Annotated in this window: 18 protein-coding genes and 1 tRNA gene; 7 read left to right on the top strand and 12 right to left on the bottom strand. The window is 59.9% G+C overall.

Going from position 1 to position 16,582, the window contains the following annotated elements; genetic code table 11:
• Positions 1-161: 161 nt before the first annotated feature.
• Positions 162-854 carry a TVP38/TMEM64 family protein gene (locus FGO67_RS02100; protein ID WP_203299079.1) on the bottom strand — a complete coding sequence of 231 codons (693 nt, stop codon included), beginning with the start codon at positions 852-854 and terminating at the stop codon, positions 162-164.
• A gap of 66 nt (positions 855-920) precedes the next feature.
• Positions 921-1,544, bottom strand: coding sequence for a YbhB/YbcL family Raf kinase inhibitor-like protein (locus FGO67_RS02105; RefSeq protein ID WP_203299080.1), 624 nt, complete (start codon positions 1,542-1,544; stop codon positions 921-923).
• Between the two features lie 193 nt (positions 1,545-1,737).
• Here FGO67_RS02105 and FGO67_RS02110 point away from each other — a divergent pair, with 193 nt between their 5' ends.
• Complete coding sequence (locus FGO67_RS02110) at positions 1,738-2,169, top strand: ankyrin repeat domain-containing protein (protein ID WP_203299081.1); 432 nt, start codon at positions 1,738-1,740, stop codon at positions 2,167-2,169.
• Between the two features lie 5 nt (positions 2,170-2,174).
• Positions 2,175-2,915 carry a methyltransferase domain-containing protein gene (locus tag FGO67_RS02115; RefSeq protein ID WP_203299082.1) on the top strand — a complete coding sequence of 247 codons (741 nt, stop codon included), beginning with the start codon at positions 2,175-2,177 and terminating at the stop codon, positions 2,913-2,915.
• Between the two features lie 96 nt (positions 2,916-3,011).
• Here FGO67_RS02115 and FGO67_RS02120 read toward each other — a convergent pair whose 3' ends face one another.
• Together FGO67_RS02120 and FGO67_RS02125 are read right to left on the bottom strand one after the other, a co-directional pair.
• A complete protein-coding gene (locus tag FGO67_RS02120; RefSeq protein WP_203299083.1) occupies positions 3,012-3,572 on the bottom strand; it encodes an LOG family protein in 561 nt (186 codons plus the stop codon).
• Between the two features lie 238 nt (positions 3,573-3,810).
• Complete coding sequence (locus FGO67_RS02125; RefSeq protein ID WP_203299084.1) at positions 3,811-4,365, bottom strand: carboxymuconolactone decarboxylase family protein; 555 nt, start codon at positions 4,363-4,365, stop codon at positions 3,811-3,813.
• Between the two features lie 136 nt (positions 4,366-4,501).
• Here FGO67_RS02125 and FGO67_RS02130 point away from each other — a divergent pair, with 136 nt between their 5' ends.
• Both FGO67_RS02130 and FGO67_RS02135 read left to right on the top strand, forming a co-directional pair.
• Positions 4,502-5,107 carry a TetR/AcrR family transcriptional regulator gene (locus tag FGO67_RS02130; RefSeq protein ID WP_203299085.1) on the top strand — a complete coding sequence of 202 codons (606 nt, stop codon included), beginning with the start codon at positions 4,502-4,504 and terminating at the stop codon, positions 5,105-5,107.
• 177 nt (positions 5,108-5,284) lie between these two features.
• Entirely contained in the window at positions 5,285-6,595 is a 1,311-nt protein-coding gene (locus FGO67_RS02135) for an NAD(P)/FAD-dependent oxidoreductase (RefSeq protein WP_203299086.1), read from the top strand.
• Between the two features lie 30 nt (positions 6,596-6,625).
• Here the strand turns inward: FGO67_RS02135 and FGO67_RS02140 are convergent.
• Positions 6,626-6,699 (bottom strand) — tRNA-Gly (locus FGO67_RS02140).
• 71 nt (positions 6,700-6,770) lie between these two features.
• Here FGO67_RS02140 and FGO67_RS02145 point away from each other — a divergent pair.
• From FGO67_RS02145 to FGO67_RS02155, 3 genes are all read left to right on the top strand, one after another.
• Complete coding sequence (locus FGO67_RS02145; protein WP_203299087.1) at positions 6,771-8,495, top strand: potassium/proton antiporter; 1,725 nt, start codon at positions 6,771-6,773, stop codon at positions 8,493-8,495.
• Positions 8,496-8,603: 108 nt separating this feature from the next.
• Entirely contained in the window at positions 8,604-9,164 is a 561-nt protein-coding gene (locus tag FGO67_RS02150; protein WP_203299088.1) for a L,D-transpeptidase family protein, read from the top strand.
• A gap of 205 nt (positions 9,165-9,369) precedes the next feature.
• Positions 9,370-9,648, top strand: a complete 279-nt coding sequence (locus FGO67_RS02155) for an Lpp/OprI family alanine-zipper lipoprotein (protein WP_041339864.1) — start codon at positions 9,370-9,372, stop codon at positions 9,646-9,648.
• Between the two features lie 48 nt (positions 9,649-9,696).
• Here the strand turns inward: FGO67_RS02155 and FGO67_RS02160 are convergent, their stop codons facing one another.
• The 7 genes from FGO67_RS02160 to FGO67_RS02190 form a co-directional block, all read right to left on the bottom strand.
• Positions 9,697-10,485 (bottom strand): slipin family protein, encoded by a 789-nt coding sequence (locus FGO67_RS02160; protein ID WP_203299089.1) that lies wholly within the window; start codon positions 10,483-10,485, stop codon positions 9,697-9,699.
• Between the two features lie 40 nt (positions 10,486-10,525).
• Positions 10,526-11,950 (bottom strand): NfeD family protein, encoded by a 1,425-nt coding sequence (locus tag FGO67_RS02165; protein ID WP_203299090.1) that lies wholly within the window; start codon positions 11,948-11,950, stop codon positions 10,526-10,528.
• 26 nt (positions 11,951-11,976) lie between these two features.
• Positions 11,977-12,729 (bottom strand): SDR family oxidoreductase, encoded by a 753-nt coding sequence (locus FGO67_RS02170; protein ID WP_203299091.1) that lies wholly within the window; start codon positions 12,727-12,729, stop codon positions 11,977-11,979.
• A gap of 50 nt (positions 12,730-12,779) precedes the next feature.
• Positions 12,780-13,835, bottom strand: a complete 1,056-nt coding sequence (locus FGO67_RS02175; RefSeq protein ID WP_238942138.1) for a L,D-transpeptidase family protein — start codon at positions 13,833-13,835, stop codon at positions 12,780-12,782.
• Between the two features lie 53 nt (positions 13,836-13,888).
• A complete protein-coding gene (locus FGO67_RS02180; RefSeq protein ID WP_203299092.1) occupies positions 13,889-14,458 on the bottom strand; it encodes a TMEM165/GDT1 family protein in 570 nt (189 codons plus the stop codon).
• A gap of 227 nt (positions 14,459-14,685) precedes the next feature.
• Complete coding sequence (locus FGO67_RS02185; protein WP_203299093.1) at positions 14,686-16,077, bottom strand: DHA2 family efflux MFS transporter permease subunit; 1,392 nt, start codon at positions 16,075-16,077, stop codon at positions 14,686-14,688.
• 3 nt (positions 16,078-16,080) lie between these two features.
• Positions 16,081-16,506: a MarR family transcriptional regulator gene (locus FGO67_RS02190; RefSeq protein WP_203299094.1), complete on the bottom strand. Its 426-nt coding sequence runs from the start codon at positions 16,504-16,506 to the stop codon at positions 16,081-16,083.
• Positions 16,507-16,582: the final 76 nt, after the last annotated feature.

Raw genomic sequence — 16,582 nt, forward strand, 5'->3', positions numbered from 1 at the left:
AGGTGCGGCTGGAGGGGTCAAGGCGGTTTCAACATGGCCCTGACAGGAGTTAAACGCGAAGGTAATACTCCAGGGCGAGACACCCCGGGTTCACGGAGAAGGAAGTAGACGCGTTACCACGAAAAGGGAAGCCCTCGCTCCATCGTTCAGGGACTATCGAATCAGACCTGACCGTCCAGTTGCAACCAACGCGACAGCCGGGAATGGGGGCGGCGACTGAGGTACAGGGGCAGGGTGCTCATGACCACCAGAATGACAACGGCAGCAACGACGGTCAGTACCGGGTTGAATTCGAAGGTATGGCCGAGCCCGGCGAAGACAAAGGTCATCGGCAACATGCCCAGGGTGGTCGCCAGGGCGTAACGCCAGAGCGAGATGGCGGTGACGCCCGCGGCGTAGCTGATCAGAGCGAAAGAGAACACCGGAATCAGGCGAGTTAAGGTCACCGCAACAAACAGAAAACGCTGGGAACCCCGGGCTGAAAACACCGGGTTCTTGTGCAGCTTGCGCTGCACCAATTCGCGCCCCAGGATCCGCGCCAGGTAAAACGCGATAATGGCTCCGGCCAGGGCACCCGCAACGGCAACCGCAGTGCCCATCGCCGTGCCATAAACCAGACCGGCGGTGGCACTGATCGGCAGGGTTGGTATTGGCCCAATCACTACGGCCAGAACCATCAGCAGCATTAGCAGCACCATGCCCAAGCCATCCTGCTGGCTGAGCCACTGCGACAATGCTTCCGGAGCCAGACTTGCGGGCATGCCAAGCTGGCGTAACACCAGCCAAATGGCGGCCATGGCGAGGGCGATGACAATCAGAACAGACAGACGGAATAGCCGGGATGAGTGCTGCATCCCACTATTCTACCCGTCATCCGCGCAGCGAACAGCCTCCCCGCACCGCCCTGGCCACCGACCCGGTTAGCGCAGCGCCGGATTCAGCGTATAGGTGCCGGTTACCCGGGCACTGGCCAACACGTGTCCGGCCATGGCTTCGCGTACGTCGTTGCCATCGAATTCGCCGGTAAGGCCCAGACTTTCCACATCCAGCGCATGTACCTCGAAGTGGTAGTGATGGATGATTTCGTCGTTCCAGGGTGGGCAAGGGCCGTCATAACCGGCGTAGGTGCCCGCCATGTCCGGATTACCGGCCAGGAACTGGGTGTAGCTATTCACGCCGCGGATGCCGATGGGTCTAGGCCCGGATTCCTTGCCCTTGGGAATCACGCCATCGCTGTCCTCTCCCTCGGGGATACGGCTGGTTCCGGCCGGCACATCCACCAGCAGCCAGTGGAAGAAATCGACCCGGGGCAGGTCTTTGGCCACGATCTTGCCTTCCTGGTTCACATCATCCGCCACGCTCGGCACGTCCGGATCAAACATCATGACCACAAAGCTTTTGGTTTCCTCCGGCGCGCCCTCCCAGGCAATTTCCGGGTTGCGATTGGGACCAAAACTCATATGATCGGTGTCGCTGTAGACACCAAACGCAAATTTCTCCGGGACTGGCTGACCTTCTTCGATGCCTCGAACTTCTAATTTCACGACGTTGCCTCCTGTTGATCGTGGGCTCGGCTTACAGACATTGTGTCTGAAGCCGGCCTGTTCAATCATACGTGTGTGATACGCCGGTTGTAGCAATGCAACTGCACATCTGTCCAGAGGATCGAAGCACGAGACTGGACGCAGCCACCGTCAAAACTTCTTGCAACCATCCTGACCTACCAGGGGAGCCGCCATGAGCAAACAGCAAACGGGCCAGCCGCAGGCGCCGGACAACCAGAAAGACGAAGACGCCGTTGCCTTCGCCCAGGGCATCTTCGAACTGGCCCGAAACGGCGCCGCCGGACTTCTGATGCCGCTGCTCGGCGCTGGCGTGCCGGTGGACATCCGCACCAGTGCGGGCGAGAGTCTGCTGATGCTGGCCACCGCCAACGACCACACCCAGACCGTCGAGGTGCTTCTGGAGCAGGGCGCCAACCCGAACCTGGCGGACAACCAGGGCCAAACACCCCTGATGATCGCGGCCGACAACAACGCAGTTCATCTGATTGAGCCGTTACTGGCCGCTGGCGCCAAGCTGGAACTGACCGACGAAAAAGGCGCGACCGCGCTCGACCATGCCCGCGCGGCCGGGGCGGAATCGGCCATTGCCAGACTGAGTGCCTGACGCCTGTGTTCAATCAGGGAGAGATTATTCACCACACCAAGGACGCCCTCGGCAGCATCCTGGTGATCGATTACCGCAAGCACCGGGTGCTGACCTTCAACTCAGCGTTCGAGCAAAGCAAGATCGACCGGCGACGCCCCCACCTGCCGGTGCACGAGTACAATCGGGCCATGATGTTGCCCGCGGCCTTTGCCCACCCCCGCCATGTCACCATTTTGGGTCTGGGCGGTGGCGTGATGGCCAGTGCCTTCCACCACCTGTATCCGGACTGCCAAATCCACGCCGTGGAGTTGCGTCCGGAGGTCGTGGCGGTGTCCCGGGAATACTTCGGACTGCCCGAGAGTGACCGCCTGACCGTAACCATTGCAGACGCCCGCGACGCACTCTCGAAACTGCCCGATGCGAGCACCGACCTGATATTAGCCGACCTTTACAGCGGCGACCGGATGAGTCCGGCCCAGGCCCAGCGCTTGTTCATCGACCAGTGCAGCCGGGTACTCAGCCCGAACGGCTGGCTGACCCTGAACTACCACCGGCCACCGGACCCGGGCAGCGTCTATTTGCGCCAGCTGCGGAAGCAGTTTGCCAAGCTTTTGATGTTCCGTAGCAAAACCAACAACACCGTGATTTACGCCAGCAAGCAACCCTTCGAAGCCCTGCACAGCCGCGATCCTTCGCTGTTGGCCCTGGAGCAGCAGCTGCCCATTGACTGGCGCAAGCTGATGGCCAAGGTGACGCCCTTGTGATCGCTTTCGCCTTGATCAATGGCCAGGATGATCCACAGCTATAAGTAACAATCCCGCCAAGGGAGGAGGAGGCCCGTAACGAAGCCGAGTAATGATTCAGCTCCATTTCTCATGGGGCGGGCGGTATCGACTGAATCCATCCACCAGCTGTTCAGGCGTGTGCGCCAGCACCAGCATGTCGATGTATTCCTGTTTCAGAAAACCCGTCTCTTCCATGCGCTGCGCCATGGCCAGCAGAGGGTCATAGAAGCCGTCCACGTTATAGAGCGCGCAAGGCTTGTGGTGAAAACCGAGCTGGCCCCAGGTCCAGGCCTCGAAAATCTCCTCCAGAGTGCCAATGCCCCCGGGCAAGGCGACAAAGCCGTCCGCCAGCTCGGCCATCTTGGCCTTGCGCTCGTGCATGTCCGCCACCACCAACAGCTCGGTCAGGCCGGGATGGGCCAGCTCGCGGTCCCGCAGGTGCTCGGGAATTACTCCAAACACCTTACCGCCGTAGGCCAACACCGCATCGGCTACAATTCCCATCAAGCCAACATGGCCACCTCCGAACACCACATCGATACCGTGGCTGCCAAAATAGGCGCCTAATTCTTCGGCTGCGCGCGCAAATTGCGGGTCTGAGCCCGAACGGGAACCACAATAGACTGCAATTTTCATCAAACCCTCACTGATTTCCTATCCGACTGTTTCTAAAACAGTAGCAGAGCGCTGGCACAGAGGTGGCAGATAGCGTGGCTGGAGGCGTTAGCAGAGTTTCCAGACATTTGGGCCGCGCAGTCGGCGACAGGGCAGCGTGGACAGCAAAGGTCTTAATAGCAGGGCAGAAAAAGAGGGCGGGCAACAGACATACGACGGATGCGGGCCGGGCCCGCATCCACGTTGATGACCAAGCAAATTACTTGGCTTTTTTCCAGGCGAACTTCTGGAACGGCTCGTCGACCGGAGTTTCGGCGATGTGGTTGATGTAGTTACTCATCACCTTTTGCGACAGCACCAGAATCACTTCCAGCACGTGACTGCGCTGGTAACCCGCCTCATAGAAGGCGTTGAGGTCTTCGCTATTCACTTCGCCACGCTTGCGAACGACGGCCAACGTGAAGGTACGCAGGGCTTCCAGCTTGTCGCTGGGCAGCGGCGTCTCGTCACGCAGGGCGTTAATGATGTCATCCGACACCTTCATGCTCTTGGCGATGCCGGTGTGCGCCGGAACGCAGTAATGGCAGGCGTGCTCAACGTTGATGGTTTGCCACACCACGGTGGTCTCGTCGTTGTCAAAGCTGCTGTCCAGTACCAGTTGATGCAGCTTCTGGTAGCCATCGAGGACGGTCGGCGCGTCAGCCATAACCGCGTGCAGCCCCGGGATCATGCCGAACGCCTTCTGAGAGTTCTCCAGCAGCGGCTTGGATTTTTCCGGTGCGGAATTTGTATCGTGCAGGGTAAAGTCGGTCATATCACGCTCCTGATTTGAGTGATTTTTTGAGTGATTGCTCAACAACACCATCACCATAACTGTTATTGAGTGATCACTCAAGTTATAATTTGAACATTCATTCAACATCACTGGAAAATTGAAACGGACCGAAGTTATGGCCAGGCACGCCCGCTACGATCGACAAACCGCATTGGCAAAAGCCGTTGCCTTATTCTGGGAGCGTGGTTACCACGGCAGCTCGATGAAACAGATTGAGCAGGCCCTGGATATGCGCCCGGGCAGTATCTACGCAACGTTTGGCAGTAAGGATGGATTATTTTCCGAAGCCCTGGCCGCGTACGCCGAACAAGGCAGCCAGGAGCTGAAGACCTACCTGGAGCCGGCCGAGTCCATCATCGATGGTCTGGAAGCTTACCTGCGCGGTATCGCCCAGACTGGCACTCAAACCCAGGCCAAGCCCTCCCGGGCCTGCATGATTGTAAAAACCCTGCTGGAATCCAGTAACACCCATCCGGCGCTGGCTGAGCAGGCCAACCGGATACTGGCCAACATCCAGCAGGCCCTGTGCGAGGCCCTGGAAACCGCAAAGGCCCGGGGTGAATTGCTGGCATCCACCGACTGCCATCGCCTGGCGCGACTGCTGCAGGCCCAGATTGTTGCGATCCGCTCCATGGCGGAACGCGATCTGGCACCGGATGAGTTGTCGGACCTGGGCGCCGATGTCGCCAGCATTCTGGAGAGCTACCGCGTGCGGCACTGATACCGTCGCCCTTCGGGCACCCGTAGCACTTCCGTCCAATTGTGCCTGGGGTGCCCTCCGCGTTATTCTATTCCCTTCAGCATCAGTACCCTACATTTTCTGCCCCGTCCCAGTGACGACAGCCAAGCATTTTGCCTGGAGAGTGCTTGGCTTTCTTCACTTCTGGGGCTGATTGTTATGGAAAACCTTCATCACATCGTGGTGGTCGGCGGGGGCGCCGGCGGGCTGGAACTGGTCACCCGGCTCGGCAACAAGCTGGGCAGAAAAGGTAAGGCTCGCGTCACCCTGGTGGATGCCGGGCTGACCCACGTCTGGAAACCACTGCTACACGAAGTTGCCTCCGGTTCGCTGGATGCCAACGCCAACGAAATCAATTACCGGGCCCACGCCCGCAAGCACCATTACGAATTTCAGCTCGGCCGCATGAATGGTCTGGATCGCGACGCCAAACAGCTGGTGATATCCGCCTTTCACGATCAGGACGGTGCCGAAGTGGTGCCGGAGCGGCGCATCCGTTACGACACGCTGGTTATCGCCGTCGGCAGTACCGCCAACGATTTTGGCACTCCGGGCGCGCAGGACCACTGCCTGTTCCTGGACAGCCTCAGTCAGGCCCGCCGGTTCCACAACCTGATGCTCAATGCGTTCCTGCGCAAAAACCACGAGGCGCTTCAGGGCCAGAATCACGCCCTGAACATCAGCATCATTGGTGCCGGCGCCACCGGTGTCGAGCTGGCCGCCGAGTTGCGCCTGGCGTCCCGGGAATTGCCGGTTTACGGCATGAACCACCTTAAACCCTCGGATGTCTCAATCACCGTGATCGAAGCCGCCGACCGCATTCTGCCCGCATTGCCGGCACGGTTGTCGGCTGCCGCCAACCGGGAGCTGGAGCATCAACACATCAATGTGCTTACCGGACAGCCAGTCAGCGAAGTGCACAGTGCCAGCATCGTTATGAAAGACGGCACCGAGTTACCCTCGGAAATGACCATCTGGGCAGCCGGTATCAAGGCACCGGCGTTCCTGGCCGATCTGGACGGACTGGAAGCCAACAGAGGCAACCAGTTGGTGGTCAAGCAGACCCTGCAGGCCACCCGCGACGACAGCGTCTTCGCCCTGGGTGACTGTGCCGCCTGCCCGCAACCGGATACCGACCGACCTGTGCCGCCCCGGGCCCAGGCCGCACACCAGCAGGCTGATACGCTGTTCAAGACCTTGCGCAACCGCATCACGGGCGGCGATGCCGTGCCGTTTGTCTACAACGATCATGGTTCACTGATCAATTTCAGCCACTACACCACCGTCGGCAACCTGATGGGCAACTTGTCCGGGCGCAGCATGTACATTGAGGGCAAGGTCGCCCGACTGTTCTACGTGTCCCTGTACCGCATGCACCAGGTTGCCCTGCATGGCCCCGTCCGGGCCGGCATCATCTGGTTGATGGACAAAATCAGCCGTGCGATGCAGCCTCGTCTCAAATTACACTAGGTGGCTTCGGGGTAAACTCTGAGGAAGCAATGGAGCGGGTGAAGGGAATCGAACCCTCGTATGCAGCTTGGGAAGCTGCCGTTCTACCATTGAACTACACCCGCCTTTGCGATGACTGCGTGAGCAATCTAAGCAGTCCGTGCGCAAATGAGCAAGTACTCTAGCTGGAGCATTAATGGATCCCACCCTAACCCTGATTGGCGCCCTGATGCTGGTCATCAGTATTGTGCTCAGCCCGTTGTCGAGCCGGGTGGGTATGCCGGTGCTGCTGATTTTCCTCGGGGTCGGCATGATAATGGGCGAAGACGGCCCAGGCGGCATTCAGTTCGACAACTTCGAACTGGCCTTCCTGATTGCCAATCTGGCGCTCGGGGTGATCCTGCTCGATGGCGGAATGCGCACCCGGGCCGAGACCTTCCGGGTGGGCTTGCGCCCGGCACTGGTGCTGGCCACCTTGGGCGTGTTCATGACCGCAGCCGGCGCCGCCGTAGTGGCGCGCTGGGTCTTTGACCTGGAGTGGCTAACCGCTCTGTTGATAGGAGCGATCATTTCCTCCACCGACGCTGCGGCCGTGTTCTCACTGCTACAGGGCCGGGGCCTGCACCTGAACGAGCGGGTCAGCGCGACCCTGGAAATCGAATCGGGCAGCAACGACCCGATGGCCATCTTCCTGACGCTGATGCTGGTGACGCTGATCGGTAACAGCGGTGACAGCCCCACTTGGTCGGCCCTGATCATGCTGATCAAGCAATTCGGCATTGGCAGCGTGGCCGGCATCCTGGGCGGCTACCTGGTGGTAGAGCTGGCCAATCGGATCCGGCTGACGCCCTCGCTGTATCCGCTGCTGGTGGCCGCCGGCGGTATCGCGGTGTTCTCCGCGACCAACGCGTTAGGTGGCAGTGGTTTCCTGGCGATCTACCTGACCGGTGTGATCATTGGCAACCGCCATGTGCGGATGATGCCAATGATTCTGCAGGTCCACGATGGCCTGGCCTGGCTGGCCCAGCTGTGCCTGTTCCTGATGCTGGGGTTGCTGGTCACACCTTCCGACCTGCTGCCCCTGTTGGGCGGTGGTCTGATCCTGGCGTTGGCACTGATTTTCGTGATTCGGCCACTGACGGTGCTGCTGACGCTCTGGCCTTTCGCCTTTAACCGCCGGGAACTGGGTTTTATCAGCTGGGTTGGCCTGCGTGGCGCAGTGCCAATCGTGCTGGCGCTGTTTCCAATCATCGCCGACCTGCCAGAAGCGCAACTGGTCTTCCACGCCGCCTTCTTCATTGTCCTGGTGTCGCTGGTGGTCCAGGGCACAACCATGGCACCGTTAGCCCGCAAGCTCCGGCTGGAGGTCCCGTCCGGCGAAGATCCGTACCGGCGCCTGCCACTGGATGCCCCCGGTGCCGGTGATCATGAGCTGATGCTGTTCCCACTGCGCGGCGAGCCCTGGGCGACGCCACGACCTCTAAGCCAGTTGCGGTTCCCGGAAAACACCACCGTCGCCGGCGTGTTCCGGAACCGGGTGTGCCTGCAGCCCAACGGCGACCTGCAAGTGTCCAGCGGCGACATAGTGGCGATGTTTGCCACCCCAGAGGTACTGCCTGAGCTGAGTAAGGCCCTGAGTGGCCGGCAAGCGCCCCGCTACCTGGCCGAACGGGCCTTCTTCGGCGACTTTGTGCTTAATGGCGATGCCCTGTTGGGCGATGTTGAGCAGGTGTACGGTATCGAGTTCGACGACCTGCCACCGGAACTGTCCCTCGCCGAGTGCTTTGCCAAGCGCACCAAGGGCCATCCGGTTGTTGGTGACACGGTAACCTTGGGGCCGGTTGTGCTCGTTGCCCGGGCGACTGACGCTGACCAGGTCACCAAGGTAGGTCTGAAAATGGAGGGTTCACAAAACACCTGATCCTGAAAAGAGATCACTGAAAAAGTTAACAAAAGCCCTCAACATTCCATCGACCGGCTATGTTATAAACGTGGCTGCTCGAACATTAACCATTGGTAAGTTAAGGCTATGTTGACCCGTTTTCTGATCACCGTCTGTCTATTTGCAACCACCGCGCTCGCCCCCCTCACCGGTGCGGCTAGCGAACTGCTGGCACGGGCCGACCTGACCATGCCCGGCGCGGAGGTGTTTGACCACGACTCGGTAGACATCAACAAGGTGCTGGTGCGCAAGAGCGAACGCCGGTTGTATCTGATGGACGATGATCAGGTGGTGAAGAGCTATCGCATCTCCCTGGGCGACAATCCTGAGGGCCACAAGCTCTACGAAGGCGACGAGCGCACCCCTGAAGGCGATTACACCCTGGACTGGCGCAATGCCAGCAGCGACTTCTACAAGTCCATTCACATCTCCTACCCGAGCGAACAGGACCGGGAACTGGCCCGTTCCTGGGGCTTGAGCCCCGGTGGCAGCATCATGATTCACGGCCTGCCCAACGACGCCGAAGACATGGCCTTCGCGTACCGCGGCCTGGACTGGACCGACGGCTGTATTGCGGTGACCAACGAGGAGATGGACGAAATCTGGCAACTGGTCGCCAACGGCACCCCGATTCGCATCCTTCCCTGACCGTTTACTGACTCCTGCATTAAGTTGTTGTCATAAGCCGTGAAAATATACGTATCCCCAGTTAACATTTTGTCTCAGAGTGTTTTACACTGTTTCACGACTCCGGTAGTCAACGCCTATCGGGCCGATTTGACAGAAAGTCGTCCATGAACTGAACTGACTTCACGGATCTTAGGAAATAATTCGACCAATAAGGGGATTTACAATGCGTAAACTGACTATCGCCGGGTTTGCAATGGCTACTGTACTGACCGCCGGTTGTGCCTCTAACCAGGCAGCTATCGACGAAGCCAATGCAACTGCGAATTCCGCAGAGCAAACTGCAGAGAATGCACTGAACACCGCTAACAGCGCTGCCAGCTCTGCACGCACTGCCCAGCAGACCGCCGAAGAAGCTCTGGCCGCTGCCAAGGCTGCTCAGAAGTCTGCTAACGAAGCGAACGAGCGCGCCAAGCGTATGCTCGAGCGTTCTAGCATGAAGTGAAGCTCAGCTTACGCTGATGCTGAAAAGGCCGGGTAACCCGGCCTTTTTTTATGCCTCCGGTTCGGGCTTTTCGGGTGATGCTGGTGCGTTCTGCTTCAGAAACGTCGTCATCAGTTCCATCGGCAGTGGGAAAACGATGGTGGCGGTATTGGTATTGCTCATGTCAGCCAAGGTCTGCAAATACCGGAGCTGCATCGAACCCGAGTTTGCCGACATGACGTTCGCCGCTTCCACCAGCTTCTTCGAGGCCTGCAACTCGCCTTCCGCGTGAATTACCTTGGCCCGCCGCTCACGTTCCGCCTCGGCCTGACGGGCAATGGCGCGAATCATGGTTTCGTTCAGATCCACATGCTTGATCTCGACATTGGCGACCTTTATGCCCCATTCCTCAGTCTGGGCATCGATGATCTCCTGAATATCCGAGTTCAGCTTGTCCCGCTCCGACAGCATTTCGTCCAGATCGTGCTTACCCAGCACCGAACGCAGGGTGGTCTGTGCCAACTGACTGGTAGCTGAGTTGAAGTCCTCAACCCGGATGATGGCGCGTTCTGGATCCACCACGCGGAAGTACAGCACGGCATTAACCCGAACCGTGACGTTGTCCTTGGAAATCACATCCTGGCTGGGCACATCCAAGACGACGACTCGCAGGTCGACTCGCACAATCTGCTGAATTCCGGGGATGACGATGATCAAGCCAGGCCCTTTCACGCCCTGGAAACGTCCCAGAAAAAACACCACGCCGCGCTGGTACTCGGGCAGGATTTTGATCGCCGACCCAAGAATTAGCAGCAACACCACAGTCGGTGCAAGGTAAGGAATCAGTTCGCCAATCATGCGGCCTCCTTAATATTGCCACTGGCTTGTCCGTACTGGATCAGCGGTGCGCGTCCAAAACCTCGACGGTTACCGTCAACCCATCCATTGCCATGACTCGCACCGAATCGCCTTCACCGACCGGATTTGAACAAATGGCATTCCAGCGCTCGCCGTTCAGACGAACATGGCCCCTGTACTGGTCGCGTTCCTGGGCAAAATTTTCGAGCGCCAGCCCGTGCTCGCGGATCATGAGCTCACTGCCGCTGACCGGGCCTTTTCGCCGCAGGCCAATAAATTTGGTCACCGTCCACAGGATGAAGCCGGCGGCTACCACTGCAGTCCCGCCGATGGTGGGTAGCGAGATGTCACGGTGCGAGCCATCCATCAGAATCACCGAACCGGTAACAAAGGCGACAATGCCGCCCACGCCCAGAATGCCGAAGCTGGGCACGAAGGCCTCGCCGACAATAAAGGCCAGTCCGAGCAGGATCAGCGCCAGGCCAGCGTAGTTCACTGACAGCACCTGGAACGCGAACAGCGCCAGAATCAGGCTGATGGCACCGATCACCCCGGGCACCACTGCTCCCGGATTAGCCAGCTCGAAGATGATGCCGTAGAAACCGATGATCATCAGGAAGTAGGCAACATTGGGATCGGTGATGACAGAGAGCAACCGGGTACGCCAGTCGGGTTGTGAACGCACCAGGGCCAGCGAACTGGTCGCCAGTACCAAGTCACCGCGGGCCGTGCGCACGGTGCGACCGTCGATCTGCCGCAACAGATCGCCCAGGCTGGGCGCCACCACATCAATCACGTTTTGCTCCAGAGCGGCATTGGCACTGAGGTTGACCGCTTCACGCACGGCCTCCTCGGCCCAGTCGGCGTTGCGGCCGTGGCGCTCGGCCAGCCCGCGAATGTAGCTGACGGCATCCTCCAGCACCTTGCGCTCCATGGCGGTATTGCCACGGCGCTTGCCGTCTTCGTTCTGGTCACCATTAGCTGGCTCTGGTTCCGGCTCAGGGCTGCCCGGCAGGCCGCCCATCTGTACCGGCGTTGCTGAGCCCAGGTTTGTGGCCGGCGCCATGGCGGCAATGTGACTGGCATACAGGATGTAGGTGCCGGCGCTTGCGGCCCGGGCGCCCTGGGGCGAGACATAGGTGGCAACTGGCACGTCAGAAGAGAGGATGACCTTGATGATGTCGCGCATGGAATCCATCAGGCCGCCAGGGGTATCCATTTCCAGCACCACCAAGGCAGTGCCGTCGGCTTCCGCCTGCCGGATGCCGCGGGTGATGTAGTCCATGGTGGCCGGGCCAATGGCGCCGTCGATGGTCAGCACCAGGGCGGTGCCAGAGGCTTCCTGCTCGGCGTGAACCTGGTGCAGTAGGGATCCGAGCGCGAGCGCCAGACCGGCGACCAGGGTCGCGCCCCAGATTTTGAGTCGTTTGGCGCGGGTTGAAGACACGGGTTTGAAATCCTGCATACCACCTCCCCGCCCCTGATTGAAATTCAGAACACCTTCGCTAACACCGACACGGGTAAGCGGCGTAGCAGGAATCCAACGGCCGTCCACGGCCAGCCCGGCACGAAACACTCCGCCCGGCCAGATTCAATAGCTTTTACCATGGCCTTGCAGCCGGTTTTGGCATCCACACGGAACGGCGCATTCTTTACTTGTTCGTTGATGGCCGTTTTTATGTAGCCTGGATACAGTGTAGTCACACGAATCGGAGATTTCGCCTTTGCAAGTTCGACACGCAGACCCTCCGAAAGTGCCGCAAGGCCGACCTTGGTGGCGGCGTAGGTGTTGATGCTGCCGGGCATGCCCCGTACCGCCGATACCGAGGACACGGTCACCAGGTGACCCTGGCCCTGCTGGCGGAAGATCTCCATCGCCGCTTCCATCTGGGCCAGGGCAGAGACAAAGTTGGTTTCAGCGGTCTGACGGTTGGCCTCGAAGTTGCCGGTTCCCAGGGCCTGACCGCTACCGATACCGGCGTTCACGATGACCCGGTCCAGGGTGCTGAATTCGCTCTGGAAGGCACGGAACACCTCAAACACCTGGTCGTGATTGTCCACGTCCAGGGCCCGGACACTGACGGTGACGCCAGGATAATCCCGTTCAAGTTCCGCTTTCAGATGATCCAGGCGCTCGGTTCGGCGGGCGCACAGGGCCAGGCGGTCACCCCGGGCGGCAAATTCCCGGGCCATGCCCTCGCCGAGACCGGAGCTGGCACCAGTAATCAGGATGGTACGAGCCATGGGCTCTCCTTGTTGTTGTCATTGTTTTTGAGAAGAGCCGTGCGTAAGGCTCAGAAATACAGCGTGGATGTCGAGTCTTGGTCGGTATTCGGGGTTTTGTCCTCGGAGCTTTCGTCGGCCGCCACCTGGGTGACCCGCTCCCCGATCATGGTGGGAATACCATCAGCCTGATCAACGGCGATTTCGATCGCCCGACGCTGGATTTCCACTCCGGGATGCTGCTTGCGGAAGACTTCAACCTCGGCCAACGCCTGACGCCAGAGTTCGTCGCGATCCGAACGCGGGTATTCCTCGTCCGGACGATGCACCTCGAGCCACACCTCGCCGCCAGACAAACCGATTTTGACCGGGTCCCGGACCACCTGCACCGACGTACCCTTGTCGACCTGATAAACGAAGCGCGAGATGTCTTCGTTGTACATACGGAAACAACCGTGGCTGACCGCCATCCCGACGCCAAACTTTTTGTTAGTGCCGTGGATCAGATAGCCCTTCTCGCTCAGCAACAAGGCGTGGGTGCCGAGCGGGTTGGAAGGGCCAGGCGGGATCATACGGGGCAGATAGTCGCCATCACGCTCGTACTCCGCCCGAATACTGGCCGGTGGGTACCAGGCAGGAGACTCCAGCGGCATGGTCACCTTGGCGTCAGTCAGCGGCGACGGGTTCTCTTCCGTGCCGACGCCTACCGGGTAGACCTGCACCCCGTTCTCGGTGAAATAGTACAGGCGGTATTCGGCCAGGTTGATCACGATGCCCTCGCGCCGGGCGTCCGGCATTACGTAACGACGGGGCAGGGTAATGGTGGTGCCCTCACCAGGCAGCCAGGGGTCAACGCCAGGATTGGCCTTCACCAGTTCCAGATAGCCCAAGGCAATCCGGTTCCCGATACCGGCAAAGGTGTCCTCGTAGCGGGTGGTGAGCACATCGATCCGTCCCGCCAGGTCGCCATCCAGCTCAAAGGTCGGTACGCGCGGCGAACGATCCGGCTCCGTTTCCTCGCCTTTTGCTTTAGCGTCGGGGCCGGACTTGCTGTCTTCGGCCGCCTGCAGCGGCGCCACCATCAGAACCAAAGCCATCAGGGCAAACTTTACACATCTGAACCACATAGAGATTCTTTCCAACCGTCTTGTCGACACGGGTACCGTGACAGCCGCCAGCATCAGGAGTTCATGAAAGTGGCGGCGATGGTCACAATCGCCAGCACCAAAAACAAGACGCTGGCACAGATTCTTGCGGTAGCCAGGGGAAGTCGATCCATCAGCCACCGCCCTGCCATGATAACCGGTATATTGGCAATCAACATCCCCACGGTAGTACCAAGAACTACCCATACCGTCTCGGTGTAGCGTGCGGCCAGCACCACAGTGGCCACCTGGGTCTTATCGCCAATTTCAGCCAGGAAGAACATCACCGTGGTGGCCATGAAGGCACCCATACCCAGAAAGCGGGAATCTTCGGAGTCGTCTTTGTCCGGGATCAGCAGCCAGGCCGCTATGGCCACGAAACTCAGCGCCAGGATCCAGGGCAGCCAGGCCTCGGGAATAAACCCGGCAATCCAGGCGCCGAGCCAGGCCGACAAGGCATGGTTAAGCAAGGTCGAAATGAAGATGCCAAGGATGATCGGCAGGCGCTGGCCGTAGCGCACCACTAGGAACAGGGACAACAGTTGGGTCTTGTCGCCAATTTCAGCAATGGCAACAGCGGCCGTTGAGGCCAGAAAGGCTTCCATAAAGAGCTCCAGGGCGGATTCTCAGACATGAGACAGCGCACCTTCCGCCCTTGGGAGATGCCCTGCCTCAGGTCTTGCCAATTCCACCAATATCCGGTGGAACACGATAGCCATGGAGAATGAGCTCCAAGTGTGTTGACTACCGTCCGGCCGTCACAATCTGCGTGGCGCGGAGGCTACTCCCCTGAAGGAGCGAACAGTTTAAGCAATAAGCCCTCGGGTAACAACTAGGCCCGCATTTTCCAGACCGGGATTACCGCCAGTGCAACAAACACCGCCACCAGCCACCAGGCGGTATGAAACGCCTCGATAGTCGGCATGCCATTGCGGTGCTCACCAAACTCGATGGTCAATGCCACCATGTTAACGCCAAAGGCACCCCCCAACTGGCGGGCGAAATTGATGGTGCTGGAGCCAGCGCCCAATTCTTCCGGAGCCAGCGGATTCAAAGCCCCAGTGGACAACGCCGGGAGCATAAAACCAATACCAATGCGACCGACCACGGTCCAGAGTGCCAGCCAGCCGAACGCAAGCGTCAGATCCGACACCGCAAACAACACCGCCGATGCGGCAAACAGCCCGATGCCAAACACCACCAGTTTGCGCGCACTTTGACGGTCGGCCAGTCGTCCGGCCAGGGGAAAGGTCATGCCAAGAACCACCCCGGCCGGCAACATCAGCAAGCCGGCGTCGGTGGCGGTGTAATCCAGCGCAGTCTGAACGAACAATGGTATCAGGTAGGTTGACCCGAACAGTGCCAGACCAAGCGCCAACGCGCCAAGATTGGCGTACAGGAACACCGGCTTACGCAACAGCGAGATGTTGACGAGGGGATGACGGGTGCGCCGCTCCCGGAACAGGAACAACACCAGTGCCAGGCCTGACAGCACGCCACCGATGACCACGCGCACCTCCTGGCCAGCCAGATTCTGCAACCGGTTCAGAGTGTCGAGCGACAGCGCCAGGGTAGCGCCCAGCAGAATCAGGCCCAGCAGGTCAAAGCGATAGGGCTGCGGGCGGGAGGGCGGCAAGGGTAAAAAGCGCCAAGCCATGGCAACACCGATGATGGTGACCGGTGCCGGCGCAAACATGACGTAACGCCAGCTCAGCTGATCGACCAGAAAGCCGCCCAATACCGGCCCCAGGGCGGGCGCCAGGATCACCCCCATGCCGTAGATGCCCATGGCCTGCCCCCTTTTCTCCCGGGGAAAGATGCGGAAGACCAGGTACATGCCCATGGGCTGCATCAGCCCAGCCATCGCGCCCTGGCCAATACGGGCGGCAATGAGCTGTTCCGGGGTGGCAGCAAAGCCGCCGGCAATGGAGATCACGGTGAACATGAACATGGCGCCGGCCAGAGTCTTGCGGACACCAAAATGGTCCAGCAGCCAGGACGAGGCCAGCATGGTGGTGGTCATAGCGGCAATAAACCCGGTCGCCAGCCAGTGCACCCGGCCCTGGCGAATGCCGAACTCCAGCATGATGTCGTGCAGGGCAACGTTGACCACCGTGGCACTGAGCACCGTTGCCATGGTGCCGAGCATCACCGTGGCCACCGCCAGCCAACGCCAGCGTTCCCCGTATCGGGCCCGGAGACCCTCGACCGTGTTGTCGCTCAAGGCTTACTTCTGCTTTTCAGCGTTTTCCAGGATCTTGGTGAAAACCCGGACCGTGGTTTCGATGTCGTCGTCGCTGATGCCGTCCAGCATCTGCTCCCGCAGCTTCTCAGCCCGCACGGTCAGATCGTCCATGAACGCCCGGCCAGCCGGGGTCAGGTGTAACCGGCGCGCGCGACGGTCATTGGGACAGGGCCGACGCTCGATCAGCCCCTGCTCTTCCAGGCTGTCCAGCAACCGCACCAGGGTCGGGTTCTCAATGGCCATCAGGCTGGCCAGCTCCCGTTGGGTGAGGCCTTCGCCGCCCTTGTCCAGATACACCATGGTGCTCCAGCGGGCCTGGGTTACGCCCAAATCCTTCAGGCGCTCGTCAAGCATTTTTCTCCAGCGACGGGTAACCCGGGCCACGGCAAAGGGGAACTGATCTCTCATGCCTCAAACTCCGTTCAAATAGGCGGGTCAGCGGAGTGCCATCCAACCGGACTGGCACGCCAACCTCATAATGATC

This window comes from Marinobacter sediminum, assembly GCF_016820575.1.
In the GTDB taxonomy this organism is placed as follows: domain Bacteria; phylum Pseudomonadota; class Gammaproteobacteria; order Pseudomonadales; family Oleiphilaceae; genus Marinobacter; species Marinobacter sediminum.

Coding starts and splice junctions, on each gene's coding strand:
- FGO67_RS02100 (WP_203299079.1), bottom strand. CDS start 854: ATGCAGCACTCATCCCGGCTATTCCGTCTGTCTGTTCTGATTGTCATC.
- FGO67_RS02110 (WP_203299081.1), top strand. CDS start 1,738: ATGAGCAAACAGCAAACGGGCCAGCCGCAGGCGCCGGACAACCAGAAA.
- FGO67_RS02120 (WP_203299083.1), bottom strand. CDS start 3,572: ATGAAAATTGCAGTCTATTGTGGTTCCCGTTCGGGCTCAGACCCGCAA.
- FGO67_RS02125 (WP_203299084.1), bottom strand. CDS start 4,365: ATGACCGACTTTACCCTGCACGATACAAATTCCGCACCGGAAAAATCC.
- FGO67_RS02130 (WP_203299085.1), top strand. CDS start 4,502: ATGGCCAGGCACGCCCGCTACGATCGACAAACCGCATTGGCAAAAGCC.
- FGO67_RS02135 (WP_203299086.1), top strand. CDS start 5,285: ATGGAAAACCTTCATCACATCGTGGTGGTCGGCGGGGGCGCCGGCGGG.
- FGO67_RS02145 (WP_203299087.1), top strand. CDS start 6,771: ATGGATCCCACCCTAACCCTGATTGGCGCCCTGATGCTGGTCATCAGT.
- FGO67_RS02150 (WP_203299088.1), top strand. CDS start 8,604: ATGTTGACCCGTTTTCTGATCACCGTCTGTCTATTTGCAACCACCGCG.
- FGO67_RS02155 (WP_041339864.1), top strand. CDS start 9,370: ATGCGTAAACTGACTATCGCCGGGTTTGCAATGGCTACTGTACTGACC.
- FGO67_RS02160 (WP_203299089.1), bottom strand. CDS start 10,485: ATGATTGGCGAACTGATTCCTTACCTTGCACCGACTGTGGTGTTGCTG.
- FGO67_RS02165 (WP_203299090.1), bottom strand. CDS start 11,950: ATGCAGGATTTCAAACCCGTGTCTTCAACCCGCGCCAAACGACTCAAA.
- FGO67_RS02170 (WP_203299091.1), bottom strand. CDS start 12,729: ATGGCTCGTACCATCCTGATTACTGGTGCCAGCTCCGGTCTCGGCGAG.
- FGO67_RS02175 (WP_238942138.1), bottom strand. CDS start 13,835: ATGTGGTTCAGATGTGTAAAGTTTGCCCTGATGGCTTTGGTTCTGATG.
- FGO67_RS02180 (WP_203299092.1), bottom strand. CDS start 14,458: ATGGAAGCCTTTCTGGCCTCAACGGCCGCTGTTGCCATTGCTGAAATT.
- FGO67_RS02190 (WP_203299094.1), bottom strand. CDS start 16,506: ATGAGAGATCAGTTCCCCTTTGCCGTGGCCCGGGTTACCCGTCGCTGG.